This is a genomic window from Ornithinibacillus scapharcae TW25 (assembly GCF_000190475.1).
Taxonomy (GTDB): Bacteria; Bacillota; Bacilli; order Bacillales; family Amphibacillaceae; genus Ornithinibacillus; species Ornithinibacillus scapharcae.
On record NZ_AEWH01000026.1, the window covers coordinates 17,575 to 34,385 of the forward strand.

General features: G+C 37.8%; 19 protein-coding genes and 2 riboswitches. Of the genes, 5 read left to right on the forward strand and 14 right to left on the reverse strand.

The genetic code is table 11. The features are described from left to right. Positions 1-6: 6 nt before the first annotated feature. From G5W_RS0107305 to G5W_RS0107320, 4 genes are all read right to left on the reverse strand, one after another. Entirely contained in the window at positions 7-786 is a 780-nt protein-coding gene (locus G5W_RS0107305) for an ABC transporter permease (protein WP_010095464.1), read from the reverse strand. Then, positions 779-1,696: an ABC transporter ATP-binding protein gene (locus G5W_RS0107310; protein ID WP_010095466.1), complete on the reverse strand. Its 918-nt coding sequence runs from the start codon at positions 1,694-1,696 to the stop codon at positions 779-781. Before G5W_RS0107310 ends, G5W_RS0107305 begins: the two co-directional genes overlap by 8 nt. A gap of 172 nt (positions 1,697-1,868) precedes the next feature. After that, the gene (locus G5W_RS22740) at positions 1,869-2,813 is read right to left on the reverse strand and encodes a M23 family metallopeptidase (protein ID WP_157998039.1); all 945 of its coding nucleotides are present in this window, start codon (positions 2,811-2,813) and stop codon (positions 1,869-1,871) included. Between the two features lie 376 nt (positions 2,814-3,189). Continuing rightward, complete coding sequence (locus G5W_RS0107320; protein WP_010095469.1) at positions 3,190-3,783, reverse strand: TetR/AcrR family transcriptional regulator; 594 nt, start codon at positions 3,781-3,783, stop codon at positions 3,190-3,192. Positions 3,784-3,936: 153 nt separating this feature from the next. Between G5W_RS0107320 and G5W_RS0107325 the strand changes: the two genes are divergently transcribed. After that, positions 3,937-4,671 carry an SDR family NAD(P)-dependent oxidoreductase gene (locus tag G5W_RS0107325; RefSeq protein WP_010095470.1) on the forward strand — a complete coding sequence of 245 codons (735 nt, stop codon included), beginning with the start codon at positions 3,937-3,939 and terminating at the stop codon, positions 4,669-4,671. Positions 4,672-4,740: 69 nt separating this feature from the next. Further along, on the forward strand, positions 4,741-5,484 hold the full coding sequence (locus tag G5W_RS0107330) for an SDR family NAD(P)-dependent oxidoreductase (RefSeq protein ID WP_010095471.1): 744 nt from the start codon (positions 4,741-4,743) through the stop codon (positions 5,482-5,484). A 40-nt stretch (positions 5,485-5,524) separates the two neighbouring features. Here the strand turns inward: G5W_RS0107330 and G5W_RS0107335 are convergent, their stop codons facing one another. From G5W_RS0107335 to G5W_RS0107345, 3 genes are all read right to left on the reverse strand, one after another. Beyond that, positions 5,525-6,064, reverse strand: coding sequence for a VUT family protein (locus G5W_RS0107335; RefSeq protein ID WP_010095475.1), 540 nt, complete (start codon positions 6,062-6,064; stop codon positions 5,525-5,527). Positions 6,065-6,087: 23 nt separating this feature from the next. Then, the gene (gene queF / locus G5W_RS0107340; protein ID WP_010095477.1) at positions 6,088-6,588 is read right to left on the reverse strand and encodes a preQ(1) synthase; all 501 of its coding nucleotides are present in this window, start codon (positions 6,586-6,588) and stop codon (positions 6,088-6,090) included. Positions 6,589-6,718: 130 nt separating this feature from the next. Beyond that, positions 6,719-6,766, reverse strand: a riboswitch (PreQ1 riboswitch). A gap of 120 nt (positions 6,767-6,886) precedes the next feature. After that, the gene (locus G5W_RS0107345; protein WP_010095479.1) at positions 6,887-8,293 is read right to left on the reverse strand and encodes a peptide MFS transporter; all 1,407 of its coding nucleotides are present in this window, start codon (positions 8,291-8,293) and stop codon (positions 6,887-6,889) included. A gap of 296 nt (positions 8,294-8,589) precedes the next feature. After that, a riboswitch (purine riboswitch) is annotated at positions 8,590-8,689 on the forward strand. A gap of 54 nt (positions 8,690-8,743) precedes the next feature. Between G5W_RS0107345 and G5W_RS0107350 the strand changes: the two genes are divergently transcribed. After that, a complete protein-coding gene (locus G5W_RS0107350; RefSeq protein ID WP_010095481.1) occupies positions 8,744-9,931 on the forward strand; it encodes an MFS transporter in 1,188 nt (395 codons plus the stop codon). A 74-nt stretch (positions 9,932-10,005) separates the two neighbouring features. On the opposite strand, the gene G5W_RS0107355 is transcribed toward G5W_RS0107350, so the two are convergent. The 5 genes from G5W_RS0107355 to G5W_RS0107375 form a co-directional block, all read right to left on the reverse strand. Beyond that, the gene (locus G5W_RS0107355) at positions 10,006-10,494 is read right to left on the reverse strand and encodes a methylated-DNA--[protein]-cysteine S-methyltransferase (protein ID WP_010095482.1); all 489 of its coding nucleotides are present in this window, start codon (positions 10,492-10,494) and stop codon (positions 10,006-10,008) included. Next, positions 10,478-11,395, reverse strand: coding sequence for a DNA-3-methyladenine glycosylase 2 (locus G5W_RS0107360; RefSeq protein WP_010095483.1), 918 nt, complete (start codon positions 11,393-11,395; stop codon positions 10,478-10,480). The genes G5W_RS0107355 and G5W_RS0107360 overlap by 17 nt, the downstream gene beginning before the upstream one ends. After that, positions 11,382-11,921 carry a bifunctional transcriptional activator/DNA repair enzyme AdaA gene (locus G5W_RS0107365; protein WP_033445613.1) on the reverse strand — a complete coding sequence of 180 codons (540 nt, stop codon included), beginning with the start codon at positions 11,919-11,921 and terminating at the stop codon, positions 11,382-11,384. The genes G5W_RS0107360 and G5W_RS0107365 overlap by 14 nt, the downstream gene beginning before the upstream one ends. Before the next feature lie 219 nt (positions 11,922-12,140). After that, positions 12,141-12,641 (reverse strand): LURP-one-related/scramblase family protein, encoded by a 501-nt coding sequence (locus G5W_RS0107370; RefSeq protein ID WP_010095485.1) that lies wholly within the window; start codon positions 12,639-12,641, stop codon positions 12,141-12,143. A 22-nt stretch (positions 12,642-12,663) separates the two neighbouring features. Further along, on the reverse strand, positions 12,664-13,182 hold the full coding sequence (locus G5W_RS0107375; RefSeq protein ID WP_010095486.1) for an NUDIX hydrolase: 519 nt from the start codon (positions 13,180-13,182) through the stop codon (positions 12,664-12,666). Between the two features lie 154 nt (positions 13,183-13,336). On the opposite strand from G5W_RS0107375, the gene G5W_RS0107380 reads away from it, so the two are divergent. Next, positions 13,337-13,792, forward strand: coding sequence for a staygreen family protein (locus G5W_RS0107380; RefSeq protein WP_010095487.1), 456 nt, complete (start codon positions 13,337-13,339; stop codon positions 13,790-13,792). A 32-nt stretch (positions 13,793-13,824) separates the two neighbouring features. On the opposite strand, the gene G5W_RS20665 is transcribed toward G5W_RS0107380, so the two are convergent. Together G5W_RS20665 and G5W_RS0107390 are read right to left on the reverse strand one after the other, a co-directional pair. Beyond that, entirely contained in the window at positions 13,825-14,805 is a 981-nt protein-coding gene (locus G5W_RS20665) for a phosphotransferase (RefSeq protein WP_010095488.1), read from the reverse strand. Positions 14,806-14,978: 173 nt separating this feature from the next. Beyond that, on the reverse strand, positions 14,979-15,350 hold the full coding sequence (locus G5W_RS0107390) for a winged helix-turn-helix transcriptional regulator (protein WP_010095489.1): 372 nt from the start codon (positions 15,348-15,350) through the stop codon (positions 14,979-14,981). Positions 15,351-15,526: 176 nt separating this feature from the next. Here G5W_RS0107390 and G5W_RS0107395 point away from each other — a divergent pair, with 176 nt between their 5' ends. Further along, positions 15,527-16,729 (forward strand): MFS transporter, encoded by a 1,203-nt coding sequence (locus tag G5W_RS0107395; RefSeq protein WP_010095491.1) that lies wholly within the window; start codon positions 15,527-15,529, stop codon positions 16,727-16,729. Positions 16,730-16,811: the final 82 nt, after the last annotated feature.

Sequence of the window (16,811 nt, forward strand, 5' to 3'; positions counted from 1 at the left end):
ATCAACCTACTTTATATCAGTTCGTTTAAAGAAAAGAATCCCTATTGTTGATGATATCACGATGGTAAGGATACTCACTACTATCATTTCCGGAAATCTCGCAATATGTCCAGGATCTGCAAAATTAAAGTAGAATAAAAATGTTTCCGTGAACCAATATGTTAATTCTTTAAAGTGTTCTGTCTGCTGAAAAATGTCCGGAAGAAATCCTGTCGCAATGGTATATAGAAAACTCCAAATAAGAGCTATACCACTATTCTTAGTTATAAAGCTTATCATCACATAAATCGATACATTGGCCAGGATTAATAGATAAAGGGTACTAAAGGATTCGAAAGCATAGGAAACATAATTACCTACCTCTGGAATTTCACCAAAGCCAAATATGGTTGTAAAACTGATCATTCCTAGTATAGTCATAACCAATACACCTAGAAGGGAAACTACTGCTGCAATAACAAATTTTGATAAATAATAATGCAATCGACTACGGCCTAATGATAAGGCATTGCGAATGGTACCATTTTGAAACTCTTCTCCAATGAAAAAACTGATAAACGCACTCATGACAAGTAAGATAGTTAACCCATTTTTATCAATCATTAGGATTCCGGTCGCCCCATTAATGACGGTATCCACAACTTGGTTAAGCTCCTTGCCATGGTCAACCATCATTTGACTATTCAAAGCTTGAAATATTGGAAAAAACACTAAAATGCTAAAGACAATCAGTAACTTTTTACTTCGTTTTAATTTTATTTGCTCTGCTGTTAATAAGTTAAGCATGAGTTTTACCCCCTGTTAGGTTTAAGAAATAATCTTCTAATTTCTGCCTTGTTGTGCCGATTCGTAAAACATCCACATCCGCTTTCACTAAGGAACGATTTATGGTAGCAACATCATCTAAACGTTCAAAAATATTGACTTCATGTTGATTTTTTACCTCATAATCTCTTATCCCTAATTCATCTAACACGGTAACAGCTCTTTGCACCTCTGTTGTTTCCAATTCAATATATTGACGGGCCTCACGGGCTAACTCTTCTTTGGAAAGTTCTTTGATTAACTTGCCATGGTGCAAGATACCGTAATGGGTAGCAATTTGTGACAGTTCATCAAGTAAATGACTCGAAAGTAAAACAGTAATCCCACGTTGTGTTACTAGTCGATGAATAATCTCTCTCATTTCCACAATACCAGCTGGATCTAATCCGTTCGTTGGCTCATCTAAGACAAGAAATTCTGGATTGGTTATTAGTGTGGAGGCAATCGCTAACCGTTGTCGCATTCCTAAAGAGAAGTTCTTAGCCTTCTTCTTTCCTGAATGCTCCAATTTCATTAATTCGAGTAGATGGTCTATCTCTCTTTCACTAACACCTCCGTTTGCTGCTTGCACCCGTAAATTCTCTCGGGCTGTTAAGTCAGGATATAATCCAGGTGTTTCAATCGATTGCCCCATTCTTCTACGAGCACGCTGTAATCCCTTCCTATCTGTTTCACCGAATAATTCCATATTGCCTTCATCGACGGTGATTAACCCCATAATCACGCGCATAAATGTCGATTTCCCGGCGCCATTCTCTCCGATCAACCCATAAATCATTCCACGTTTTATTTCAAATGAGACTTTATCGAGTGCTTTGTGATTTCCGTATTGTTTGGAAATATTCATTGCCTTTAAAATAGTTTCTGACATCATCATCTTCCTTTTATTGTTGATGAGTTTAGTATAAGTACAAAGTATAAATTAATAGACTGGGAAAGTATAAAGAAAGTATAAAGATTGGTGAGGGGATACTAATGGATACTATTTTCATTTTAAAAAATGGACTGCATGAATATGCAGCCCACTTTCTTGCTAAGGATTGTTATTGTTCTTCCACTTGAATATACGTTGTCCATCCGTAATCATTTTTCACGAGTTGTTGAGCCTGTTCTACTGATTGTCTTGTTTTAAACGTACCTGTTTTTAAACGAAGTCCATTCTCATTTACTTTGTAGACTGTCCAACCAGTGTCATTTCTCAATCTCTCATAGGCAGCATTTTGGTCAGCAGTAGAACTAAAGGTGCCAGTTAATAATCGGAAGTATTCTTGTTTAATATAGGAAACCCAGCCGAATTGTTGTGAGATTAATCTTTGGCCCGCTTCAACAGAAGCCTTCGTTGAAAATGTTCCTGTCTTAAGTCGCAACCCATTCTCATTTACGGTATAAACCGTCCAACCAGTAGCTTGGCGTAAACGTTCCGCGGCTTCTTGCTGGGAAGCTACACTAGAAAATGTTCCTGTTAATAGTCTGTATGATCCTTCCTCAACCGGCACAATATTTTTGCCAAAGTAATCCATTGGATCAACGGCATATGCTCTGTTCCATGTTGATGTCCCTTTGTGTAGCTCAAAATGTACATGCTGTCCTTGGGCATTTCCGGTCTCACCCATATAACCTAGACGCTGCCCTTGGGACACCGCATCATTTACCCGAACACTAATCGACCTCAGATGTGCATAAACGGTTACATAGGATACACCATTAATTTGGTGACGAACATAGACAACATTTCCATACGTACCTGCTTGACCAGCGAAAATGACCGTACCTGGAGCCGATGCCACAACTGGAACCGTCCCACTTTTGGCAATATCTACTCCATAATGCATATCTCCCCAGCGTGGACCAAATCCAGAGGTTACAGTCCCCTCCGATGGTCGAATAAAAGTTGCTGCTGCATTAGCCTCCTCAGGCTTCAAGCCTAATGTTGGTAAAACTAGTAAAAATGCTAGCAAAACCATTACTACCTTTTTAGCCTTCATCATTTTAAATTCCTCCCTTTGATTGGTAACTTTGTTCCGTTGAATAAATTCTAGGAACATATAAAGTAGATAATCCTTTTCTAACAATCTACCTTTACCGAGAAACAAAGCTACTAAAAATGTTCTATCAAAAGGGGGCGAAATCCTTTTATTTTCCGAAAAACCAACCCTTCCTACTAACAATTGGAAACATCTTCAAAAAGTAAAAATGAATTAGTTTAAAAGGCTTGAGGCATTAGTATTGGTACAGTATGAAATTATTAAGGAGGAGACAAAACTTGGTAGGGACTAGATAAAAAGATGCACTACCATAGGCGAAGTGCATCTTTTTGTAAGCTAAATTTCTATGTTATTTTTTCATAAAATTCCACATGCGAATTCAATCGGATACTTTTTTTAAATCAATCACTTGTGTGTTAGAAAGAATTGTCAGTTGTTCCATCATAACCTCTGCCGAAAATTGAAAGTTACCCTGAATCCAATAGTAAATCAACCCCAGGGTTGCACTAGATTGATAATGTAGGAACATTTCATAATCTACCTTTTTCCCAAATGGAGATTCTGTCTCGATCAAAATATCGTTAGAAAAGATATCATAGAACAGCTCTTCTAAATGCTTCTTAAAACCAGTATGACCCGTATATAATGCATAAAAAATCCGTTGATTCTTTTCGATATACTCAAATATTTGAACCGTTGTAGGTGCTAAGGAGTTTACATTAATTCTGTTACTAGCTTTAAACGGCGTGAGGATAGCTTCTCTGAACCCTTCTAATAATTCACATAGAGCCTCCTGTAGGAACTCTTCTTTATTAGAGTAGTGCGCATAAAAGGTAGCTCTATTTAAATCTGCATATTGTGCAATCATGGATACGGTAATTTCGTCTTCCGCATATTTTTCCATTAATTCTATATAAGCATTCCTTAGTGACCGTTTTGTTTTCTTAATCCTTTTATCCACTTTAGGTTCCATAGAGCCCGCTCCTGTCTACATAATTACTCAACAATTTTAGCATATTTGTTGCTTAAACCCCATTCCAGACGATTTTGTTTATCGGGTTATCATCAACAGGTGTTACATTAGGATTGTAAACGTTTTAACTTTCAATAAGGGGGAGAAACATAGATGAAATTAGAAAATAAAGTTGCTGTCGTAACTGGTGCCGCTTCCGGGATTGGTTATGCTATTGTAGAAAAATTTGTTAATGAAGGCGCAAAAGTTGTTGCGGGTGATATAACAGATTCTATCTTTGACCTGGAAAAAACATTTGGTGAAAACGTAAAAGCTGTAAAAGTGGACGTTTCCAAAGAAGCAGATGTTAAAAACCTAATTGAAACTGCCGTAAACACGCAGGGAAAATTAGATATTCTTTGTAATAATGCAGGGATTATTGGGGCTTACGCAAACATCGAGGAATACACAGAAGAGCAATGGAATCGTGTCATTAGCATTAATGTTAACGGTCCTTTCTTCGGAATTAAACATGCTGTACCTTATATGAAACAAAACGGTGGAGGTTCTATTGTAAACACCGTTTCGATTTCATCTCGTCATGCTACTCCTGGATCACCAGCATATGTTACATCAAAAGGGGCCGTTCTCATGTTAACTCGCCAAGCTGGACATGATTATGCTCGTGATAACATTCGTATAAACGGAATCTCTCCAGGCGTTGTGAACACTGGTATCTTGAAAGATGTTGACGATGATATGTTAAAAGTATACTCAGAAGCAATTCCAATGGGTAGAATCGGCGAACCATCTGAGCTTGCAAATGTTGTTTGCTTCTTAGCTTCCGATGAAGCCTCTTATGTGACTGGACAAACATATGTGGTTGATGGCGGTAAGGATACGATTTAAATTCCTAAAAAAGAAATACCTGATAAGAACAATTCTGAAAATCGATTAAATTAATTGGAGGAATAAAACATGGGTAAATTAGACGGTAAAGTAGCAATCATTACAGGTGCAGCACAAGGTATGGGAGCTATGCACGCACGTAAATTCGTAGAAGAAGGCGCAAAAGTAGCTATTACAGACCTTAACATTGAAGGTGCAGAACAACTAGCGAATGAACTAGGAGACAACGCAATCGCACTAAAATTAGATGTTGCTAATGAAGAGAACTGGGTAGAAGTGGTAGCGAAAACGGAAGAAGCTTTCGGCCCAATCAATGTGCTAGTAAACAATGCAGGAATTGGTATCTTTAAAACATTAGAAGAACTAACTGTTAAAGACTTCGAATTAACATTTAAAGTAGACGAGCTAGGTGTGTTCTTAGGAATGCAAAAAACACTTCCTTCAATGAGAAAAGCCGGAGTTGGATCTATCGTGAATATCTCATCTGTTGATGGGTTAGTAAGTGCTCCAACAGCAATCGCTTATAGTGCTTCTAAACACGCAGTAACAGGTATGACAAAGGGTGCTGCAACAGAGCTTGGACAATATAACATCCGCGTAAATTCTGTACACCCAGGAATTATTAAAACACCGATGGCAGACCAACCAGATGTAGAAGAATATCTGAAGCAACTAGAACAAGATATCCCACTTAGAAGAAGAGCAGAAGTAGAAGAAGTATCTAATTTAGTTGTTTACCTTGCATCAGATGATTCTAGTTATTCAACAGGAGCTCAATTTGTCGTAGATGGCGGAATGATTTCTGACCTATAATCCATAACAAAAAGACCCCGCGGGGTCTTTTTTGTTTCATCTATTCTGTAGCTACATACTTTCCTCTTATCACAAGAACTCGATTCAAAATCAAGGCGCCAATCATTTGCACTACTGTCTTCACGATAACTTGCCCCATGATTGCTGCTGGAATGGCCTCCCATGGTAATACCCCTGCACCAATCGGACTCAATCCAACGATGACGAATACGACCGAATCAAGAATACCCCCAACAATTCCACTGTAAAATACTCGCCAAGCCATCGGTAGCTTCAAACGTGTATAGATTTCCGTATCTGCAGTCTCGGAAATAACAAATGATAACGCAGATGCCGCGACAACCATTAATGTGTCACCTAGTGTATAGGAAACAAGTGCTGATAGAATTAAGGCGATAAAAATAAACATGTATGTCTTTGGTCTACCATATTTATTTTGTACAAGGTCTCGAAAAATGAAAGTCGCTCCTACAAAAATTGTCCCCATTGGAACGATAAACATTCCAAATTGTAGTGGGGCAAATCTAGCTGTCACCACATTAGCTATCACAATAGCCAATAAATAGAATACTATTCTCATGATGTTCCCCCCTTTTTTCACGGTTAGCGATTATCTACCTTCTCAGGATATAGGTCATGATTCATCAAGCGATGATTAGCCATTTCTTCATACTTCGTTCCTGGCTTCCCGTAATTACACCACGGATCAATCGAGATTCCACCGCGCGGAGTGAATTTTCCCCAGACTTCTATATATCTTGGATCTAGTAGTTTAATTAAATCGTTCATAATGATATTGACACAGTCTTCATGAAAGTCACCATGATTGCGAAAACTAAATAAATAGAGCTTCAGCGATTTGCTTTCTACCAATTTTTTATCTGGAATATAGGATATGTACATCGTTGCAAAATCTGGTTGTTTTGTTATAGGACATAGGCTTGTAAACTCTGGACAATTAAACTTTACAAAGTAATCACGATTGGAGTGAAGATTATCCACCGCCTCCAATACCTCTGGTGCATATTCAAATGAATAGTTTGTATTTTGATTTCCTAATAACGTCAAATCGGATAAGCCTTCTGATACGTTACGACTAGACATAAAAAAACCTCCTCTAAAAATTGATTTCATAAACCGATTTTCTAAGAGAGGTTAAAACAGCTGTCTATAAAACTAGCAGGAATAAAACAATAAAAGCCATGTCCGTATATGGACATGGCTTATTCGTCATGTATCCATAGTTTTTTATAGAGGGTTTATCGCTATGAACCTCTCCCGAAAAATACGGGTTTCTTATCTTTCTCTATCATATAGAATACGTGCGAAAACGTCAATTTAGAATCATTTTATAGTTTAAAATGTTGTAATTGCCTATAATCCAGGCTTTCCATAGTTAGGTCTAATTGTTCTGAGCCTCTTCTTTCCCTACCAAATCGTCATCCATTTGCATCATAGCAGTTAACTTCTTCGAAACAGATAGAAGAACAAGTCCAAGGATGATCGCAAGACCACCAATAACAGCAAATATTTCTAGGTAGCCTAGTGATGCTGTTAACGATGCAAGTTGTCCAGCAATAATGTTCGCAACACCCGTCGCAGCCATCCAAAGCCCCATTAATAGAGAAGCGATTTTTACTGGTGCAACTTTACTTACTAACGATAAACCTACTGGTGATAAGAATAACTCACCTAATGTATGGAATAAATAGGTTAATACGATGAATAGCACATTCGCTTTGACCGCAACATTAAGTTCATCACTACCAGTTTGGATAACTGCAGGCAATAGAATCATAAACCCTAACCCTAGCAAAATCATGCCAAGGGCCATCTTTGTTGTAATATTTAAGTCCCCACGTTTCGTACGTGAAAGCTTCATCCATAAAGCCGAAATAATTGGAGCTAAAAGAATGATGAATAGTGGGTTTAATGATTGGAACCATGATACTGGTATGGTAAAGCCAAACACTTCCCTATCAACAAATTCCTTCGTATATAACGTAAAAGAGCTTCCGGCTTGTTCAAATCCAGCCCAGAAGAAGACAACAAAACAAGCAAGAATTAGTACTGCTTTTGTACGTTGTTTTTCTTTTTTGGTTAATGGTTTAGACTCTTCGTTAACATTAGATTCTTTACGTGTTGGGGCTTTGCCAACATGTCGTAGATATTTATTACCTAAGCTATTAAACAGAATTTGTCCAATTACCATACCAATAGAAGATGATAAGAATGCCCATTGATACCCAAAATGTTCTACCCCACTAGGATCAATCGAATAGAACAAGTGAGATGCTAGATATCCGACAATTAACGGAGCAAATAATGCACCAATATTAATTCCCATATAAAATATCGTAAATGCAGCATCTTTTCGCTTATCATTCTTATGATAAAGGTCACCAACAAGTGTGGACATATTCGGTTTAAAGAATCCATTACCAATAATCAATAATGCTAGTCCCAAATATAATCCTGTTTGTGATTGCATTAGAAATAAGACAAAGTTTCCTAAAGCTATCGTAATCCCACCAATTGTAATAGCCGAGCGAACGCCGATAAACCGATCAGCTAAGTATCCTCCAATAATTGGAGTAAAATATACAAAGCCCGTAAAAATACCATATATCATCATCGCAGTTTGCTTATCTACACCGAGACCACCACTAACTAATTCGGTAGTTAAGTATAATACTAGTATTGCACGCATTCCAAAATAACTATATCTTTCCCACAATTCCGTGAAAAATAGTAAATAGAGTCCTTTTGGATGTTTCTTTCCTTGAGGTAATTCTAGTGTTGCATCCATCCAACCCCTCCTATATGTTTAAACCACTATTCAATTATAAGAGAGTAAAAGGTCCTATACAATATTTTCCACTAAAGTACTAATCTTAAAATAATGGCGATTTTAGTTAAAATGAACAACTTACTTGCAGTTCAGAATTGAATGCAAGCTAACTTGTACTGTAATAACTTGTTACTATTATTCACGCAATCTCCCGAACTTATAATTGAATGGTTGACACGACAAAGTAATATAACAAACAAAAACTTACACTTGAAAAGTGAAATAAAAACTAGTACACTATTCTAAGTGCTTCCCTATAATAAATAAATACTACCTGTATAACCTCGAGAATATGGCTTGGGGGTCTCTACCAGGAACCTTAAAATCCTGATTACAGAAAATGAATTTATTCATTTTTTGTAATCAGGATTTTTTTATATTTCATCAAGAAAGGACGTAAAGCAAACTATGAATTTTAAAGTTTTTATACTAGCATTATCAACCATCGCAGTTGGATTAGTTGAATTAATTGTTGGAGGAATACTTCCAACTATTGCAACCGATCTATCTATTTCATTAAGCTCTGCTGGACAGTTAATCACGATTTTTGCACTTATCTATGCGATTTCAGGTCCTGTGTTACTAGTACTGACTAGCAAGTTTGAAAGAAAAAAATTATATTTAACCTCTTTACTAGTTTTCATCGCTAGTAATATCATGACATATTTTAGTACTAGTTTTACCTTCATCATGTTTGCAAGGGTCTTGGCTGCAATGAGTACAGCACTTATCGTTGTACTTTCCTTAACCATAGCTGCCAAAATTGTCTTACCAAAGCATCGAGCAAAGGCATTAGGTCTTATTTATATGGGAATTAGCTCATCTTTAGTAATGGGTGTACCACTGGGAATCCTGATCTCCGATAAATTCGGTTGGCGTGTTATTTTCCTTGGGATTGCTGTATTAGCCGTCGGTTCCTTTGTACTCATTTCCATCTTCTTAGAGCGGGTTCCTGGGGAAAAGACAGTACCACTTTCACAGCAACTAAAAGCAGTTGCTAGTTTAAAAATTAGTAGTGCACATCTAGCAACCGTATTTATGCTTGCAGGTCATTATACAATTTATGCGTACTTTACACCATTTCTAGAAACGGAATTGCAAATGAGTTCTACCTGGATTAGTATTTGTTATTTACTATTCGGAATTGCTGCTGTAAGTGGAGGAGCATTCGGAGGGATTCTATCTGATTCCATAGGTGCTCCAAAAAGCATCCTTGTTGTCATCGGTTCATTTGCCATTGTACTGTTCTTATTACCTTTTACTACGTTTTCACTTGTAGTATTTATTCCAATCATGATGATTTGGGGTGCACTAAGCTGGAGTCTATCTCCGCCACAGCAAAGCTATTTAATTCAAACAGATCCTGTTACAGCTGATATACAACAGAGCTTTAATAATTCCGCACTACAAATCGGTATTTCGCTTGGATCAGGATTTGGAGGTATCGTCATTAGTCAGACGAATACCGTTTCCAATGCTGCTTGGTTTGGTGGGGCAATTGTCATCATTTCCTTACTATGTGCCGTCTTCTCTTTAACAAGAAAAACGGAAGCAAAGGAAGATAGAATGATAGCTTCTGCTCAAGTTCAGGAATAGCCTGTTTATCATAAACTTTAAATAGCCCCAATTCTAGTTATCCTAGAATTGAGGCTATTTTTGGTAGATGTATATTATATTCGGACATTATCAAATGATTTTTCATGGTTCAACAGCCATTCCTTCCGCCATAAACCACCCGCATAACCTGTTAATTTTCCCGAAGAGCCGATTATTCGATGACATGGAATAACAATACTTAATTTATTCCTCCCATTAGCAGTTCCTACTGCTCTAACAGCTTTGTCATTACCGATTGTAACTGCCAATTCTTTATATGAGCCTGTTTTAGCGTAGGGAATTTCGATTAACGCATCCCATACTGATTTTTGAAAGTCCGTCCCTTCCACTTGATAAGGGAATGAAAATTCTCTCCGAATCCCCCTAAAATACTCATCAATTTGATTGTGGCACTGTACTAAAACCGGCGGGGTATCGGCATCTATGAGGTTTTTCCTTTTTTCCTCTTCCGAAAAGAGTATCGAATGCACCACTTCATGTGTACCAGTTATTTCTATTATGCCTATCGGTGATTCATAATCTATTTTATATTGTTTCGTCATACAACGACCTCCATAAATAAAATGTAGCATATGCCTGCCAGCCTTTCCATTGAACCGCTAATTTCTCAATCTCTTCAATAGAGGGTTTCTTCTCCAATTTCAACAGATGTTTTAGCGCTTGATGGATGCCAACATCGGCAATTGGAAATGCAGACGGTTGGTGCAGGCACTTCATCATCACATAATCCGCTGTCCATGCTCCTATACCACGAATAGAAATTAGGGAATCTTTTATATCTTGATAGTTCTGTTTCTCCATAAGGAATTCCTTTGACAGATCCCCATTGTTCATTAACTTCGCAATCCCAATGATATATTCCGCTTTTCTAGTGGAGAATTGTAGTGCTTTTAACTCCTCTACGTGGATGGTAGCTATTTTTTCAAAGGTTGGAAAAGCCCAATAGGTCTCATCTTCAAAAGTGAGGACCTCCCCGTACTGTTCAACAAACCTTTTCTTTAACGTATAGGCAAACGTTAAATTAATCTGCTGACCAATAATCGCCCATACGAAGGCTTCAAATAAATCAGGAATGCCAATTATCCGTAGCCCATGATATCGCTCAGTAAGTTTTCTTAATACGGTATCCTTACTAGCTATTCGATAAAATTCCGCTAAATCTCGTTCTAAATCAAACCATTCCCAGATATACTCCCCTATCTTTTCCCGTTCCACCACCGTGGGGACACCATTAGGGAATTCAATCTTCAATACGTCTTTATCATAACTTATCCTACATAGAATGAAAGACTCTCTCCCTTTAATTATCGTATAGATGGCATCCTCTTTCATACGGTATAGAATCTCCTGATCCGACCTCCCAAGAAATATCAAACACTCGTTGAAATTAAACTCTTTTGGAGGAATAATTTCTATATATGTCTCATGATCAACCCAATTCATTTGAAATTTCCTTTCGATATTCACTAGGTGAACAGTTTTTTAGGTTACGAAACACTTTATAAAAATTGGAAGGACTTTGGAAGCCTACCTCATAGCAAATCTCAAGATTCGTTAATGTTGTGCTTTTGAGAAGATAAGCTGCCTTATCTATGCGTATCTTCTCTAGATAAGTGCGTGGGGTTTCAGAGGTTTCTTTTTTAAATACCCGTTCCAAATAATACGGACTCAATCCCACTTGACTGGCAATATCTTGTAGCACTACATTTTGTTTATAATGATTAACTAGAAAAGTAATTACTTCTCGAACGATCTCTATTTCAGGTGATTCATCAACCTCTGGACGGCATCTTTTACAAGGACGATAACCCGCCACTTCTACCTCCATCCTATCCAAATAGAAGTCTACATTTATTTTCTTCGGTTTTCTCGATTTACAGGAAGGGCGGCAGTAAATTTTCGTTGTTTTCACAGCTGTAAAAAATAACCCATCATACTTTCGGTCACAGGAAATTATTTTTTCCCACATTTCTTCAAAGGATAGCTTTATTGTAGTCAATTGACCCCGTTCTCCTTCCGCTTTATTATTGATGGAAGAGCTTATACCCTATATCTTTCTAACATAAATAAGTTTGTGGATATATTTTAACAAGTAATGATTACCCATTTCGTCCTCATTCTTGCTCTTATGGTCTAAACAATAGAAAAGTGAAGCAACATTGTGCTTCACCCATGTAGTCTTTTCTTATCAATTCGACGACATTGCAGAGGCTGCCGCTGCTTGATCTTCCTTCACACAATCAATTGCAACTACAATCGCAACGATAATAGCTTCCAGCTCTTCGTTCAAAATTTCCACTTTATAACTATCGCCCCACGTGAACAATTTTTCACTTACTTTCCCAACGACTTCACCATGTTGGAGTACCTGAAAATCCATGTCCCACCAATCACCCTGCACTTCAATACCAACAGCATCAATGGTATACCGCGCCTTAAAGAAAGAGAACTCCTTCTTTATCGTTAATACTTCTTGACCATTTACTTCCACAAAGAACTTCGGTAAAAAACTAAATACCTTCTTCGTAATGAGGGCAACTTCACTTCTCGTTACATTCATGATAGAGAACGTCTTTGGAATTTTCATAAAGCTGCCTTCTACATAATACACATCATTCTCTTCTTGATCTTTTACGGTAAACTTCCCACTTAAACTGAATATTTTCTGTTTGATGTACAGCTGTTTCATAGTTTCACCTCCAATCATTATATTAAATCTGCCTTACACCAAGCTTCTTTCGGCTATCAAATAAGAATTGTATAAAACTCTCGTAATAAGGAATAAATTCTCCTTGCCTGATCATAACAAAAATTTCATCTAGACTAGCCCACTTTACAGCCTGCACTTCCTCTTCTTGTAATTTAAGCGTATGTAGGTTTACGTTTTTTTCTACTAGATAAATATCATTAAAAACTCGCTCTGTGTTAATCGTTAGGTGAGGTGATTTATGCTGTAAGTCTACCTTTAAGCCAATTTCCTCGTACAATTCTCTTTCTGCCGCAATTTGGCTTGTGTCTCCAGCTACAGCACTTCCTCCAGCGGTTACATCCCACATATTGGGCCATCCCTCTTTGAAGGGTTGCCTTTGTTGGATGAGCATTTCACCATTAGCATTAAAAATGCACACATGAACAACTAGATGGTACTCTCCGGGTTGAAGCTCTTCACCCCGAACCGCCTTACGTTTTATCTTATTTCTATGGATATCATACAAATCCCACGTTTCCATTTTCTACCCCCATTTGCATATAAGCTTATAGATTTCATTCTAACTGTTATCTTAAGATTCTGGAAGTTATATATAGATTCTACCTAAATTGGATTCGCGTGTCGCTTAGCCTAGTAGTCTAATATGATATAGAAAAAACTATTGGAGTGATTACATGAGCCAATTCAATCCAGAAAAACTTACCGTAAACTTTTTAAAAGGCTTTACTTCCATAGGCCCCATCTTACCAAGGCGCTACACACTTACACATTCGGATAACACTGGGGAATTATTCCTAACCATTGGGCAACGTTTTGCATGGGAAGAAGTCAATCCTTTACGAGATGAAGTCATAGGGGAATGGAAAACGAACGGCAACTCCATGTATTATGCCGTTTTTGTCTATATTGACCATGGAGAACACGATCAAAACGTTGCCGCCAAACGCTATGAGATATTCAAACGAGAATTACCGCTTGCTTTAAAGGCTATTCGTTTTGGTGATAGACACTTATTTCACATATTTCCATATCTAGACCATGTTCCTATTATCGTTCATTTTATGTCGTCCTACGCTTCTTTTGCTGGAAAAGAGAACTGGGGAAGGTTTCATAGTTATCGTACTTCTTAATTGTTATATGTACTATAGGGAGGCAAAGTAATCTATTTCCCTACTAGTAACCGATGCTCAAGAAGTAACCTTAACCATTGGGATGGTTTATGATAAGAGTCCTTTTTATCTAGACGGTTAGGTGTGATATATAAATGCCAGCTCAAGGCCCGTTGTACACAAGCGAGTTCATCAGAAATTCGTAAAGCTCGGTCAAGCTCCTTCATAGACGCTATTTTTGTCCAAGGTTCTAAATAATACGGGCGAAATTCTTCCACCATTTCTAGCCATTCCGATTCCGATGTAATCAATTCATCAAGAGCATGCCAGATAACTCGCGTACTAAAAAACGGGTTTGAAATAGAAGCATCACCCCAATCATAGAATACAAATTTGTTATCTATCAATCTGATATTATCGCTATGAAGATCGCCATGTTCAATAGAAGCAGGAATTATCGCAGCTATGTCATCACACATATCTAGCAGAGTTGGAAGTAGTGCCATTACTTGACTAGTTTCTTCTTTCGATAATCCCGTTGCACACATTTCCTCTAAGCTTTGTCTGATCTCCTTTTTAAGATTGTGACCTCTCCGATCCGGTACACCAATTTCCAACAATCGATCAACGTTGTAAGACTCCTTAATTTGAAGCTCCGCAAACTCAGCAAGCGCCTTTTGCCAAGTCTTCCTATCCTTCAGTGTACGTAGAGATTGGCCCTTTATATCCTTCATCAGTAGCCAACCTTCCGTTTCATTAATCGCATAGACTTCGGCCGTTTTACCCGGTGAGGTAATCGTAAGTTCTCTACTAAGTATTGCCTCATGTTTAGAAGCGTGGTTACCAACCTTAAAGTAAACGTCACCATCATTAGTTGGGATTCGTAATACGATGCTCATGTCATTCACTTTTATACGTTCTATCTTCCTCTTTATCAACAAACCCGCTTTTCCAAGTTCTTCGTGCACCCAGCTTTCTACATTACGAAGATAACTGTCTTGAATCCAATCCACAGAAAACTTATGTTGCGGCATATAAATCCTCCTAACAATAATTGTAGATTTTAAATAACTCTACCTGACTAATATTGTTGTCATGCCGATTAGTAGAATATTAAGATGCTAGAAAAGCACCATTCCAGAATACGCTTGAATTGGTGCTTTTACGAATTTCAATATATAGATGAACATGTAGGTAAAATTAATGTTTACTTCAAATGCTCATTAAGAATGTTTTCTTCTAAAACATCAAATTTATTTCCATATACTCTCGTAATATGTTTCTCGCCCCAGGCACAAAGCGAATCTAATATCCCCTGTAGACTCCAACCATACTCACTTAACTCGTACTCTACTTTTGGAGGGACTTGATTATATACAATACGATTAATAACCCCATCCTCTTCCAATTCACGTAGTTGTTGCGTTAACATTTTTTGCGTAATGTTTGGCATGAGACGTTTCAATTCACTCGTGCGTTTCTTTCCATGTGTTAAGTGACACAAAATGACGCATTTCCACTTGCCCCCTATTACCTCTAGCGTTGCTTCTACCGATATATTGTACTTCTTTTGATCCAATATAAGTTCCTCCTAAAATCATAGGCACCAAAAAGTGCCTACATTACTTTTTGGTTTCTATATCACTTTAAAGTGCGTACTTCTCATTTATATCCTTTTCTCTCATAATAGCATTTGCCGGTCAAATTTTATACTCTACATTTTTCAAGGAACCATCATTATAGGAGGAGAAAACAATGTCTTTAGAGAAAAAGCGAAGCACCTTCGCCTTACTAGCCCTAGCAGTTAGTGCATTTGCCATTGGCACCACAGAATTTATCAGTGTCGGGCTTTTACCTTTAATTGCTAAGGATTTAAATATATCAGTTACAACAGCAGGCTTAACCGTTTCGTTGTATGCATTAGGAGTAACTTTTGGGGCACCTATCCTAACCTCGATTACTTCTAGTATGTCACGAAAATCGTTACTAATTTGGATTATGGTCATTTTCATCATCGGAAATAGTATCGCAGCAACTGCAACAAGCATCGGTGTTTTACTTGTAGCACGTGTGGTCTCTGCCTTTTCACATGGGGTGTTTATGTCAATTGGCTCTACAATAGCTGCAGATCTAGTCCCAGAAAACCGAAGAGCAAGTGCGATATCGATTATGTTTACAGGGTTGACCGTAGCAACTGTAACAGGGGTGCCATTCGGAACATTCATCGGGAATCAATTTGGCTGGAGAATTGCTTTTATCGTGATAGTAGCTGTCGGTATTATTGCATTAATTGCCAATAGCTTCTTAGTTCCATCTGATCTCCGTAAAGCTAATCGCACTACGTTCAAAGATCAGCTCAGCTTAGTCACAAATGGTCGCTTACTGCTAATCTTTATCATTACAGCTCTAGGATACGGGGGCACATTCGTAGTCTTTACCTATTTATCACCATTGCTACAAAATATCACTGGGTTTAAAGAAGGAACCGTTGCCGTAATTTTACTTGTTTATGGTTTAGCCATTGCAATTGGGAACATGATAGGTGGCAAGCTATCGAATCAAAATCCGATTAAGGCATTATTTTATATGTTTATTTTCCAAGCGATTATCCTTCTTATCCTGTATTTCACTGCGCCATTTAAAATAGTTGGATTAATGACCATATTCTTGATGGGACTGATGGCTTTTATGAATGTACCTGGATTACAAGTGTATGTTGTCATGCTAGCAGAGCGGTACGTTCCTACCGCAGTAGATGTTGCATCGGCTATCAATATTGCAGCATTCAACGCTGGAATCGCAATCGGTTCCTTCTTGGGTGGGCTTGTAACTGACTCAATCGGACTCATTCATACCACTTGGATTGGTTCACTAATGGTTCTAGCAGCAGTTCTTCTCACAGGTTGGAGTCAATTACTTGAAAGAAAAGAGCAACTACAAGAAGTTTCTAGCAAATAAGGGGTGGTGTGAAAGATTTTTCATTAATATTCCTGCCGCTCTAGCATAATTTTTCAGTAGCAGTTGTTGATGATAGAGCGTA